Origin of the sequence: Nafulsella turpanensis ZLM-10, from assembly GCF_000346615.1 — a bacterium.
GTDB classification, from domain to species: Bacteria; Bacteroidota; Bacteroidia; order Cytophagales; family Cyclobacteriaceae; genus Nafulsella; species Nafulsella turpanensis.
On record NZ_ANNU01000063.1, the window covers coordinates 1 to 12,534 of the forward strand.

General features: G+C 46.4%; 11 protein-coding genes. 4 read left to right on the forward strand and 7 right to left on the reverse strand.

Features of this window, described 5'->3' with window-relative positions; genetic code table 11:
- The first annotated feature begins 262 nt into the window (after window positions 1-262).
- Complete coding sequence (locus F752_RS0120310) at window positions 263-583, forward strand: hypothetical protein (RefSeq protein ID WP_017733587.1); 321 nt, start codon at window positions 263-265, stop codon at window positions 581-583.
- A 1-nt stretch (window position 584) separates the two neighbouring features.
- Entirely contained in the window at window positions 585-1,082 is a 498-nt protein-coding gene (locus tag F752_RS0120315; protein ID WP_017733588.1) for a DUF2231 domain-containing protein, read from the forward strand.
- A 112-nt stretch (window positions 1,083-1,194) separates the two neighbouring features.
- Here the strand turns inward: F752_RS0120315 and F752_RS0120320 are convergent, their stop codons facing one another.
- From F752_RS0120320 to F752_RS0120335, 4 genes are read right to left on the reverse strand one after another with little or no spacing between them, the layout of a single operon-like run.
- Window positions 1,195-2,268, reverse strand: a complete 1,074-nt coding sequence (locus F752_RS0120320) for a phosphotransferase family protein (protein ID WP_017733589.1) — start codon at window positions 2,266-2,268, stop codon at window positions 1,195-1,197.
- Window positions 2,261-3,070, reverse strand: a complete 810-nt coding sequence (locus F752_RS0120325; RefSeq protein ID WP_017733590.1) for an alpha/beta fold hydrolase — start codon at window positions 3,068-3,070, stop codon at window positions 2,261-2,263. The genes F752_RS0120320 and F752_RS0120325 overlap by 8 nt, the downstream gene beginning before the upstream one ends.
- Window positions 3,071-3,114: 44 nt before the next feature.
- Window positions 3,115-4,332 carry an acyl-CoA dehydrogenase family protein gene (locus F752_RS0120330; protein ID WP_017733591.1) on the reverse strand — a complete coding sequence of 406 codons (1,218 nt, stop codon included), beginning with the start codon at window positions 4,330-4,332 and terminating at the stop codon, window positions 3,115-3,117.
- A gap of 31 nt (window positions 4,333-4,363) precedes the next feature.
- Window positions 4,364-5,164: an SDR family oxidoreductase gene (locus F752_RS0120335; RefSeq protein WP_017733592.1), complete on the reverse strand. Its 801-nt coding sequence runs from the start codon at window positions 5,162-5,164 to the stop codon at window positions 4,364-4,366.
- Between the two features lie 317 nt (window positions 5,165-5,481).
- On the opposite strand from F752_RS0120335, the gene F752_RS0120340 reads away from it, so the two are divergent.
- Window positions 5,482-6,114, forward strand: coding sequence for a TVP38/TMEM64 family protein (locus F752_RS0120340; protein WP_017733593.1), 633 nt, complete (start codon window positions 5,482-5,484; stop codon window positions 6,112-6,114).
- Between the two features lie 107 nt (window positions 6,115-6,221).
- On the opposite strand, the gene F752_RS0120345 is transcribed toward F752_RS0120340, so the two are convergent.
- The 3 genes from F752_RS0120345 to F752_RS0120355 all read right to left on the reverse strand — a co-directional run bounded on the left by F752_RS0120345 (window position 6,222) and on the right by F752_RS0120355 (window position 10,764).
- Complete coding sequence (locus tag F752_RS0120345; RefSeq protein WP_017733594.1) at window positions 6,222-6,779, reverse strand: DUF892 family protein; 558 nt, start codon at window positions 6,777-6,779, stop codon at window positions 6,222-6,224.
- Window positions 6,772-8,274 (reverse strand): PQQ-dependent sugar dehydrogenase, encoded by a 1,503-nt coding sequence (locus F752_RS0120350; RefSeq protein WP_017733595.1) that lies wholly within the window; start codon window positions 8,272-8,274, stop codon window positions 6,772-6,774. The genes F752_RS0120345 and F752_RS0120350 overlap by 8 nt, the downstream gene beginning before the upstream one ends.
- 150 nt (window positions 8,275-8,424) lie before the next feature.
- A complete protein-coding gene (locus F752_RS0120355; RefSeq protein WP_017733596.1) occupies window positions 8,425-10,764 on the reverse strand; it encodes a TonB-dependent receptor in 2,340 nt (779 codons plus the stop codon).
- A gap of 553 nt (window positions 10,765-11,317) precedes the next feature.
- Here F752_RS0120355 and gmd point away from each other — a divergent pair.
- Window positions 11,318-12,430 carry a GDP-mannose 4,6-dehydratase gene (gene gmd, locus F752_RS0120360; protein WP_017733597.1) on the forward strand — a complete coding sequence of 371 codons (1,113 nt, stop codon included), beginning with the start codon at window positions 11,318-11,320 and terminating at the stop codon, window positions 12,428-12,430.
- The last annotated feature ends 104 nt before the right edge of the window (window positions 12,431-12,534 follow it).

Genomic DNA, 12,534 nt, shown 5'->3' on the forward strand with positions numbered 1-12,534 from the left:
GGCGTTAGGCTTCGCCGTAACACCGAAAAAGCCAGTTGACACAGTTGCGTTTACACTCCCGATTTTTCTCCTTTGCCTGCTTTTTTATTCGTTCCTTAAATGATGTTTCACCTTCTATTAAGGGAGATGTTTGTCTTGCAAGCAAATAATATTAAATTTGCCTGAAGGGCACTTCCATTTTTATCTGGTGTAAGATGTTCTGATCGGGAAAAACCTAAATCAACTTTTTAATAAATTCAATCACCCTTAACTCTTTTACACAATGAAATTATCTTTATTTAAAACCTTTTTTATGGCAATTGCCGTGTTCGGTCTTTACAGCTGCGGAGGTGGAGAAACTGACGTGGTAGAGTCAGGTACCTATGTTGGTGTTATCGAAGAGGTAGAGCCGGAAAAAACTGAAATTTATGTGGAGACCGAAGCCGGTGAGGTACTGGAATTGTATTTTACTGAAACAACTGAGTTAACTCAGGATGGCCAGCCTGTTGAGTTCAGCGTGTTGGAGCCAGGTCAGCGTGTAGAGGTAGAGGTAGAAAAGGTGGGGCAGCGCCTCGATCCTATCTCTGTAGTGGTACTGGAGTAAGATGGAACAGATTCCTCCATTTTGGCGGACAGAGGTGTGGCATCCTCTGTCCGTTCATTTTCCAATTGTCCTGCTGGTAGTTGCCACACTGGCCTACATTGTTTCACTCTTCCTGAAGAGAGAACGTCAGGACTTTTGGTACCAGATGGCAAAAATTCTGCTAATTGGCGGGGTGGCGGCGGCCTGGATTGGTATCTATACCGGCGATATGGCCGATGGTATTGTTTCCCGAAAAATCTGCGATCCAACCGTTTTAAAGGATCATGAAAACAGCGCCTACACTTCCAGTATCATTTTTTCCATTGCCCTGGGGCTGCAGATTGTGCTGGACTTAAAGTGGTGGGAGAAACTCAAAAAAATAGGAAAGCTGGCAGTAGTTGTGTTGTTAGTAGTAGGTAGTGGCTACCTGATGTATGCCGGACATTTAGGCGCAACGGTAGTGTATCAGCAGGGGGGAGGGGTTTACCATCCATCCGGCGACTGCAGGGAGTTTGAGTAACAAATCCAGCATACCTTGACGGTTAGTAGTCGGCTTTGGTGGCAAGTAACGATATAGCCAAAAAAGCTAAGTGGTATTTTCTGTCAAGAAAAAGGATGCGCTTACAGACTTTTTATGTTCTTCCTTTTATGGCTCTTTTGCAGCGCCAGTTCAGGTAATTAACCAGAATCCAAAAGTGTTTATAGGCAGGGTTGGAGGTTTGCTTATGGTGGTAGCGGTAGTAAATCTGCTGCGCAATTACAGCCAGCCTGAACAGACCGTATACCTCATAAAAGGTAAAATCTTTTATCTGAAAGCCTGTTTTTTCGGAATAGTAAGCTACGGCTTCTTTGCGGCTGAGCATACCAGGCAGGTGGGTGGGCTGCCGGCGTACCTGTTTCATCAGAAAGTCATCATCGGCCTGAACCCAATAGGCCAGAGAATTACCCAGGTCCATTAAAGGATCGCCAACGGTGGCCATTTCCCAATCCAGCACCCCAATAACCCGTACCGGATCTTCCGGAGTGAGGACCACATTATCGAAGCGAAAATCATTATGAATGAAACAGGACCTTTCCTCTTCCGGTAAATGGTCCTTTAGCCAGCTCATGACGTAACTGCAGGAAGAAACATTCCATGTTCTTGCTTTTTTATAGCGCTCCGACCAGCCTTCGATCTGGCGACTGGCATATCCACTACCTTTGCTTAACTCCTTTAAACCTGTTGGTTGAATATCCACCTGGTGTAATTCAATAAGCTTATCGAGTACATTGGTGCATAAAAGCCGGGTTTGCTGCCGGCTCAGGCTCAGCTCTCGTGGAAGGTTGGCTCTTGGAATAATGCCATTCAGCTTTTCCATCAGGTAAAACTCCCTGCCAATAAGGTTGGGGTTATTGCAAAAAGCAATCATTTTAGGCACGTACGGATAAACAGGTTTCAGCTCCTTCATTATCCTGAATTCCCGCTCCATATTATGGGCCCCTTTGGCTTTGGTTCCAACGGGTGGGCAGCGCAATATGAAAGTAGCGTTATCGAAGTCGAGCTGGTAGGTTAAGTTAGAGGCACCTCCAAGAAACTGCTTTAGCCGCAGTTCGCCTTTCACTTCCGGCTGTTGTTCTTTTACATACCGGCTAACTGCATCTAAATCAAGTGCATCTTCCTCTCGAACATTGCTGGGTTTATCAAGCAGTTTATTATCTTCAATCATTAGCTGAAATTTTAGCCAGAAAATTAATAATGGTGCGGTTTACAAATTCCGGTTCCTCAATGGAAGAGGAATGACCTGCGCCCGGAATTATTACTAATTCTGCTCCAGGAATGTGCTGCTGAATAAAGCGGGCTTTGGCCGGTACGGTCGCTACATCCTGATCGCCTACAATAACAAGGGTAGGGCAATTTATATTCTTTAGCTCCTGCTCAACACCCTTGCGCTTTATCACTCCTTCTACCGAACGGGTAATGGTTTTATTATTAGATGTCAATTCCTTTTCCCAGTACTTTCGTAGAGGGATTCTTCCTTTATCATGCAGGAACTTTTGACCAAACATAATCTTCATTACCGGTTTCTTTACCGCCCAGGCCCCCAGCAGCTTTATAACTCTGTTCAACATCCGGTACTTTGGTATATTTTCTTCCGGTTCTGCCTGTGCGGAAGTTTCCATCAGCACCAAAGACTTGAGTAATTGAGGATAACGGGAAGCCAGTCGCATTCCAACAAAACCACCCATTGAGAGTCCTACGAAATGGCATGGCTTTGCATTTAAATTCCTTATCAATTCAGCAGCATCTTCAGTAAGTGTATCCATGTCATACCCACTGGCGGGAACCTTGCTTTTACCCTGCCCCCTATGGTCGTAAGTAATAACCCGGTACCGGGATTGTAGCTGTTCGACCTGGGCAGCAAACATTTTAGCGCTCCACAGAAGTCCATGTGAAAAAACGACTGTTTCCGGGCCGGTACCTGTTTCTTCGTAATAAAGACTCGTATTCTGAAGGTTGATGTAAGGCATATTTTAAATTTTGGGCTGGAAAATTTCGCTGCTTCGAATTTATGCTATTCTTTTTCTGGCTCGTATTTCTTCAACTCCATTTTAGCCACTGTTGCACGGTGAACTTCATCGGGGCCATCGGCAAGGCGAAGCACCCTCGCATAAGCATACATAGCCGCAAGCGGTGTATCATTGCTTAAACCGGCCCCGCCATGCAGCTGCATGGCCTGGTCGATAATGCGGCAGGCGACAGCAGGGGCTACTACTTTTATCTGAGAAACCTCACTGAAGGCACCGGAAATGCCTTTGGTATCGAGCAGATAAGCCGCTTTGAGAACCAGAAGCCTTGCCATTTCGAGATCGATACGGGCGTTGGCAATCAGGTCACGATTACCACCCAAAAAAGCAAGTGGCTTACCAAAAGCTGTCCGCTGCAGGGAACGCTCAATCATGAGTTTTAAAGCCCTTTCTGCCGCGCCAATCAGGCGCATGCAGTGGTGGATTCTTCCTGGCCCCAGACGGCCCTGTGCAATCTCAAACCCTTTCCCAAGACCGGCGATAATATTTGATTTTGGCAGCCGCACCCCATCGAAGCTTACTTCACCATGCCCGTAAGGAGGATCATAGGTACCAAACACTGGCAGCATCCGTTCAATGGTTAGCCCGGGTGTATTCATAGGAACCAATACCATACTGTGCTGCTGGTACTTATGTGCCTGTGGGTTTGACAGACCCATAAAAATAAGAACCTTACAATCGGGATGGCCGATGCCGGTACTCCACCACTTTCGTCCGTTAAGAATCACCTCATCACCTTCTTCCGTAATAGTTGCCTGCATATTAGTAGCATCGCTGGAAGCTACTTCTGGCTCTGTCATACAAAATGCGGAGCGGATGTGTCCCTCGAGCAGAGGTTGCAGCCATTGTTCTTTCTGCTCCTCGCTTCCGTATTTCCATAGTACTTCCATATTGCCGGTATCGGGAGCATTGCAGTTAAATATTTCAGGGGCCAGCAGAGAGTACCCGGTAATTTCGGCGAGCGGAGCGTATTCAGTATTGCCCAAACCGCTGATGTCGGGCAGAAATAGGTTCCATAAGCCCTCCTCCTTTGCTTTTTGTTTTAAGGATTCTATACGCGGTTCTTTTGCCCAGCTTGTCCAGTCAGGGTTTGCCTGTACAGAACTTTGGAGCAGTTCTGGCTCAAGAGGAATTACATGCTCCTGTACAAAGCGGCTTATTCGCTTTATTAACTCTTTTGCTTTGGGGGAATGAGAAAAATTCATACTTAAAGTAGTTGTTCCGTATAAAAAAGGATTAGCTGGCTTTCTTTCCACCCAGAAACCTGGAAAACAGGCCGGGAGCAAAGCGCTTCATCAGGATAGCAAACTTTTCTTTTCCTCCTGCCAGAATGATTTCTTCTTTATTCTTCTGGATGGCTTTTCGGATTTCCTCTGCAACAAAGCCCGGATCAAGACCATTTTCAATCATTTTATTGCTTTTATTAATAGGCTTACCTTCTCTGTCGAGCGAATTTTTTGCCACATCGGTATTGACAGCTCCCGGGCTAACAATCAACACTTTAAGCCCCTCCGGCGCTGCCTCAGCCCTTAGGGTGTCGTAAAAACCCTGTATGGCATGTTTGCTGGCATTATAGGCGGCCTGCTTTGGGGTGACTATTTTGCCCAGAATACTGGAGACTACTACAATATGTCCCTGCTTACGATTTAGCATATCGGGGAGAACTGCTTTCGTAAGGGCCACTCCACCAAGGAAGTTAACATTCATTACTTTCTGAATGACCTCAAGGCTTAGATCTTTAATTTTAGACCAGTGACTTAGCCCGGCATTATTGATAAGAATATCTACCTGCCCGAATTTTGCAATCACTTCCTGGTAATGTGTCTCCGCCTTTTCATGCTCCGATACATCCATAGGCAGCAGCAAGATATGTCCTTCGGGTAACTTACATTCTTTTTTTACTCGCTCCAGTTCTTTGGCCCTTCGTGCCGATAAAACCAGTTTTGCTTTATCCCTTGCAAAGGTATAGGCCAATGCTTCCCCTATTCCGGAGGAGGCACCCGTTATCCAGACTACTTTATTTTCGAATTGTGTCATAAATGCTTTTTATAATGATCTGAGAGGTTGAACCATGAAAAAACCTCTGTAGACTGAACCTTTTAGAGGAAAAGGGCCATTCTTCTGGAGGGCAAACCTGACCGGACTTTAATATAATTAAAAACTGGCTGGGAGGCACGTGATGGAGATAAAATACTGATTTTATTGGTATGAGCAGGTAAAAAAGTATGGAGCAAAAATAAAGGAGTGCTTCAGTAGAGGATTAAATTTCTTTGAACAACTGTTATTGGTGGTGGTTTTTGGTATACAGCTGCCCCTGAGCATGCTTAGCTTCTGTTTTCCATTTATCCCAACCCATGAAAAAGCTCTTATCCGTCCTGTTCTTTAGCTGCTTTTTTGTTATTTTGTTCTTTTTGCTTTTATCGGATTATGAGCAATCAGTAGCGGGTTATCTGCAGTCGCCGGGGAGTATGATAGGGTATATCGGCATCAGTTTTCTGGCGCTGATATCAGATATTTTGCTGCCGGTTCCTTCGAGCCTGGTAATGATTCTGAACGGAAAAGTGCTGGGGCCATTTTGGGGTGCCATTCTTTCCCTGTTCTCTGGACTGGCCGGTGCGGTTATTGGTTTCTATTTGGGAAGAAAGGCCGAGCCATTTTTTAAACGCTTCTTTAGCGCAAAAGAAAGGGATGCGGGTAACCGGCTTTTCGAACGCTACGGGAAACTATCCATCGCAATTTCCAAAGCCCTGCCGGTTTTATCGGAGTCCATCGCTTTTTTGGCAGGAACAACTCGTATCTCTTATAAAGCTTTTCTCCTTTACTCCTTTATCGGGCAATCGGTTGTGTCGCTGGTGTATGCATGGATAGGGAGTATGACAAATGCACTTGATTCAAATATTGTTTCGGCACTCATTATTGTTGGGGCACTGGTGCTGGCATGGGGGGTGCAGGCAATATCGACCAGAAAGAAAAAAGCTTCTGTATAGTACGAAGGTGGTGCAGTAGATTTCAGGAAGAAAAAAGGAAAGCTGGCACAAGAGGCGCCAGCTTTCCAAGGGTAGGGAGATTTGATAAACTGGATAATCCGGTAAGGTCAAAAAGACTGTTTGTACAGAATGGATTTCGAACACATTTCCAGCGCACACTCCTGCAGCAATAAAGCATCGGTCGATTTTTGTGCGATAACAGAAAAAGTAACATCCAGTATTTCCGGAATGCCGAGTGCAAGGCCCAGTTGCTCCGCGACGGCAAAAGCGCTCATGGAATTATAGTTGGAGATATAGAGCTGCTGCAAATCCTGCCACGGACCTTTAGCGCCACCTCCAAAGGCAATAACATCGGCAAGGGCCTGCCTGCCTTTGCCCATCAGTTCGCCTATTGTGCTGCGCACAGAGGAAGGTTTATGGCCGATGATCGTAAACAGAGCCTCTGCTTTTTCCTCATGCTCCCGGGCATGCTCCAGCATGGTGTGCAGGTAGTCTTTTATATGGGGTTCTTCAATTTTTTCCACCGTATCTTCCAGCAGTTGCCGGAAGGAGGATTGTGTAAGCTGGACATTTTTGAACCAGGCAACGGTCCGCTCATAGTGTTCCTGCCTGCATTCTTTATCCAGTTCCAGCAGGAAGCCGGTTTGCATTTGTTCTTTACTCATGGGTTTCCTCCTCCTTTGTTATTTTCCATAAAACACCTGTATGGGCAAAGGCAAACATAGCGCCTTTGTCGATGCGGGCATGGCCGAAGTCCAGTACGTACAAATCCTTACCATTGGGGCTGAATTTGCAGGATACCGGCCGTTCAATGCCTCCGCCTCCAATCCTGGATGCCGGGCCAAATTCTTTATTGTGCATAAAAGGCTCTGCGGTTCCCTTTTTTACATCTACCCGAATTACCCTGAAGCCATGGTCAAGATCTTCGCGGCGGGGCGAATTGAGTGGTGCCAGTGTACCCCATTCCGCTACAAATAATTCGCCTTTGTGGCCAAAGGAATCGGAAGAGGAGAAATCCATTTTGCACATGCAGGAATGGGGCTGTTCCAGAAAGGCGGCCGGTCCTGCCCATGGCGGTGGGTCCTGCAGAAAAAGATCAGCCGGCTTTCCTTTCTCCGGGTGGTGCTTTTCATGGTTCACCGGCAAACCGTCTCCACAAATGTCGGGGAAGCCGTACCAGTCGGGGGTTTTAACTGAACCAAAAGGCTGCTTTGCATTTTTAATGTGCCAGATGCGGTCAGGGTCTTTGGCAATAGCCCTTTCTCCTTTTTCCTCAAAGTCATTATCCGATACATAGAGTTCGCCCTCTTCATTGATGGCCATCCCGAACGGATTGCGGATGCCCCAGGCAAGCAGCTCCACATCGGAGCCATCGGGTTTTGAGCGCCAGACAGCTGAATTGCAGAAAAGCGCTCCCTTTATCACTTCTCCTTTCTCTGCAGTGGTACCGAAAGGTTTAAAGGGGCCTGTCTGGGTAAGGTAGGGGTAAGGCCTGCGGGGGTCGCGGCTCCAGACGTTATTCCCTGTGAGCGTGACATCCTGCCCGGGCACATCGTGGGCCAGCGGGTGTTTAGCTAGATCTACAGTAAAGCCCATAGGCAGGCAAACTCCCTGCTGGCTCACGGAACCATTGCCGAAATACATGAGCCCGTCCGGGCCGAAAACAGGACCTCCTGGTTCGTGCCAGCCACCACTCGGCAGCTTATCGATTAATACAGTGAGTTTACCCGTTTCCAGGTTATACTTCGCTACCTGCATATGATAGCCGCCTTTAATAGCCATGTACAGTTCGCCCTCTCTCCAGGCAATTCCGCGGGGGCCAGCCTGTACATTCATGGTTATGGCCTCTGTTTTACCATTAGGTTTTATGATTACCACCCGCGCAGGCATATAGGGGCGGGTAGGCCAGGAGCTGCCCCCTTCGCTCACGAAAATGGTTCCGTCATCTGCAAAAGTAACATCAGTTGGGAAGGAGAGTCCGGTCATCACGGCTTCTACCTTATAGCCATCCGGCACTACCACATCGCTGGCGTCAACCTTCGGGCGGGCCGGCACATCTAAACTCAGGAATTCTTCCGGAGGGGCCTTTTGAATTCTAACAGGGGCTTTGCCTATTTTAAATCCTCTGTTGGAAGAGGAAGCGTTAGGTTTATCGGCCATAATGGAAAGGTTTTATGGTGTATGCTGTAAATATTGAGCCTTTTGCCTGATATTAAGGATGCAGGAGGAGTTACCGCTTTCTTCTGTTTAAAGTGCTAACCTGCAGAGTGCTGAATGGTTTTTATGCAGGTACAGAAATTACCTTTTTTCCTAAAACTCAAGCCGGTAGGCAATCACGGGGATAATTCCTAACTGGTACATGGGTTCGACCTGCTGAGTCAGCTGGTCGTAATAATACCAGCTGATGTTTTGCCGATTGGTCACATTTTGGATATCCAGTGCCCATGTGCGGAGGTAATCCTTTTTCTGTTTTGTATGACTCAGGCGCAGGTCAAAACTATAGTAGGGCGGTAGGCGCTGACTAAAAGCTCTGTTATAATCAAAAATAGTTCGCTGGTGCTCAGAAGAGAGATCTTCCAGGATAGGGGTATACCAGTAGCCGCCCCGGTACAGGCCTCTTATGTTAAGCCCGATGATGCGGAGGTGCCCTTCTTTTTCCTTTACCCATTCTTTGCCCGTTGTAAGGCTGGCATTATACTGGCTGTTAAACTGCATGTTTCTCCACTGCCCGTCTGAGTCCAGGTAACTTGCATCGAAAAGGGAAAGGCTGGCAAGGTAGTAAAAGTCACTGGTGAAAAACTTTTGGAGGGAAGCATCCACCCCATACGTTCTACCCTTTCCCTCATTGCGTAAAGGAAAACCGGCATAGGTTTCCACCAGGTTTAAGGCAGAAAAGTTGGGAATAAAGGTACTTACCGGCACCTGGTAAAAGTACTGGTAAAATACTTCAGAACTGAGCCTTGTGCCGGAATTCCAGGTTCTGTTGTAGCCCAGGGCACTGTAATGGCTTCGAACCGGCTCGAGAGGATTCTCTTCTCCTGTGTAGGAGGTGGTTAAGTGAGGCTGCCGGAGGGTTGGCTGACTCCTCAGCCCGTATACCAGTTCAAGGCTGCTTTGTTCATTTAAAATATGGTGAAGGCTTAGCCCCGGTTCGGGATAGATCTTTTGGCTATAGCTATCGAATAACAGGCCCAGAGAAGAGTGGAGCATCCATTCAGCCGACCAGCGGTACCGCAGGGAACCATAGGGCTTAATGGAGGTGTAGCTAAGATTCGGCGTAAATGTCTGACCATCCCTGCCATAGGCGGTAAATGCAGTAATACTACTGTTGTACCAGTCAATCCCAACACCTGTTTCAGCGGTAAGCCTTGGCGATAGTTCAGTGGTGATTTCAGATTTAAAAGCTAACAGCTCCTGTCGGAGTTCTTCCTCGACTAAACTATATACTTCCAACCTTGGAGTGTAGGCCTGGCTGTTATAATTACTGGAACGAATAGAGAAGGTAAGAATATTGCGTAGGGAAGAATGATCGCCCAAGGATAGTTCGTGCCGGATTCCGGTAGCGCCCATTCCGGCATCGAGCTCTGTTTCCGTGCCATCTTTTGCCACCTGCCATTCCTCTACTTCTTCCGGCAGAAAATGGTCGGTGGTGCTAAGTCCACCAAGCCCGAAAACAGAAAAGCTCCCCAGTTTGGTGGAAGGAAAGCTGAGGTGAAAGGAGAAATCCTGATAGCTGATGGCTTCATTGCCAAAATCAACCCCCAGCTGGCTTAGCAGCCCTACCGTGGAATAGCGGTAGTTAAGGAGATAACTGCTGCCAGACTCTTTATTAATAGGACCTTCTGTAGCCAGATCAATGCCTAACAGACTGGCCTGTAGGGTGTGATTGTAGTCAATGCTGCTGCCCTCCCGCAGGCGGATGTTAAATACACCACCCACCGCACTACCCAAGCCTGCAGGAATAAGGCCGGTGTAAAAGTTGGAGCGGCCCATAAGCTGAGCACTTAGAATATTAACGCCACCTCCACTAACAGAGGGCCGGTCGCTAAAGGTGCCTGCATTGGGCAGGTGAGTGGGACTTAAAATTTCGCCTCCTTCTATATGCCAGCTAAGATGGTTGGGCGATTGCCCGTGGACTACCAGCTGGTTATTCTGGTCATTTGCCCCGGTTACGCCTGGCTGAGAGAGCATAAGGCGGGCCGGGTCGTAAAAAGTGGCGGCAAAACGCTGGGTTTCCTCCATGGTAAAAATCGTGTGGTTCAGACCCTCTGCCAAAGGAAGTGGGGTATCGGAGTCTACATTTACTTCTTTCAAAACAATGGGCCGCCCCTCGAGGTATAGTGTTAACTTTTCTGGTTTGCTGGTTCTTACCATAATTTCAGGAACAGATTGAGGGGCAAAGGCAACATGATGAACAGTGAGTCGATAGCGGGAGGGAAGAACCTCTTTAAAAAGGAAAAATCCTTCATCATTGCTTAATACCTGGTAAGTTTTATCTTCTCCCTGTAGCAGGAGTTGAGCATTGGCTATAGGCTCCAGTGATTCTTTCTGAAGAACAAAACCACTCAACTGCTGGTGGAGATTCTGCGCATTGGATGAGAGACAGCCAATGCAAAACAGGAGAAGCAAAAAGGGAAATTTCACGGGCATAGGGTAAAAATGTCCTGCTTAAAAAAAGATTATTTTGCCGGCTTCTCCTTCTTCAAATGAAACAGGAGAACAACATGTATGCAAACAGCTAAGGTGCGCCCCAAACTAGCTCTTACACATTAAAAATAAATGTTATATTAAATTTATAAATAAATATTTATATAAAACAATATTTTTCTTCCCCTTTTTAAGGAAGAAAGCGTCCTTTGAAAGAAAGCAACAGTATAGGGTGAGGCCCTTCCATATCCGAAGAAGAATACTTTAGTTCCAGCGGAAAAGCTACTCTTGAACCCAACCAGTTTATGGGAGAAGCAGAAAGGAATTTTTTTAAAACCCAACAGCGGCCTTTGTAATCTTCTTTTTGCTGGCTTATGGAGCTTTGTTGTTTATTCTAACCGTCTGTATATAAGATTGTTAGTTAAAAATTTTATTTGAAAAAACACATTTAAAAGTTTGCATTTCTTTGCATGACTTAGTAGCTTTAAAATAAACATCAGTAAAATTATATTTTAAGCTATCTTTTTATCATCAGGTATAGGTTAATTATTTTTTTATGAAAAAGGCACTGATTACAGGGATTACAGGACAAGACGGAGCCTACTTGGCAGAAATGCTACTCGGGATGGGCTATGAGGTTCATGGGATAAAAAGAAGGACTTCTCTTTTTAATACTGATAGAATTGATCATTTGTACCAGGACCCTCACCAATCCAATGTACGTTTTAAGCTACATTTTGGAGACCTTACAGACTCCACAAACATTATCCGGATTATACAGGAAGTTCAGCCCGATGAAATCTATAATCTGGGGGCCATGTCGCATGTAAAAGTAAGCTTTGAAACTCCGGAGTACACAGCCAATGTAGACGGGCTGGGAACATTGCGTATTCTGGAAGCAATCCGCCTGCTTGGCCTGGTGGAAAAGACAAAGATTTACCAGGCTTCTACTTCTGAATTATACGGACTCGTACAGGAAGTGCCGCAAAGTGAAAAAACGCCTTTTTATCCGCGTTCCCCTTATGCAGTGGCTAAAATGTACGGGTACTGGATAACCGTCAATTATAGGGAAGCTTACAATATGTTTGCCGTAAATGGGATTCTGTTTAATCATGAATCACCGGTGCGCGGGGAAACCTTTGTAAGCCGGAAAATTACAAGGGCAGCCTGTAGAATTGCTCTTGGCTTGCAGGATGTCTGCTACCTTGGAAATCTGGATGCCAGTCGTGACTGGGGCCATGCCAAAGATTATGTAAAAGCAATGTGGCTGATGCTGCAACAGGAAAGCCCTGAAGATTATGTTATCGCAACAGGGATAACGACTACTGTAAGGGAATTTGTTATAAAAGCTTTTGCTTTCCTGGGTATTCAACTAAATTTTATCGGGCAGGGAGCTGATGAAGTAGCTAATGTAAGCTATTGTGCCCACCCCGATTATCAAATCCCCGTTGGTACTGTGGTGGTGAGAGTAGATCCTGCTTATTTTCGCCCAACTGAAGTGGATCTTCTGGTGGGGGATCCGGCAAAGGCAAAACAACAGCTGGGCTGGGAGCTGGAATATGATCTGGACAGCCTGGTTGAAGACATGATGGAGGCTGATGTAGAGCTTTTTCAGCGCGATGTATATCTTAAACAAGGTGGCCATCCTGTTCTCAGTTACTATGAGTAACAATGGGTAGGGAAGCTTTACCCGGAGCCTCGGAGAGGCGGAGGCTGTTAGTACACCGCATGGAATAGCAGAATAAGTTGTGATAATGAAGATATGATTCTCAG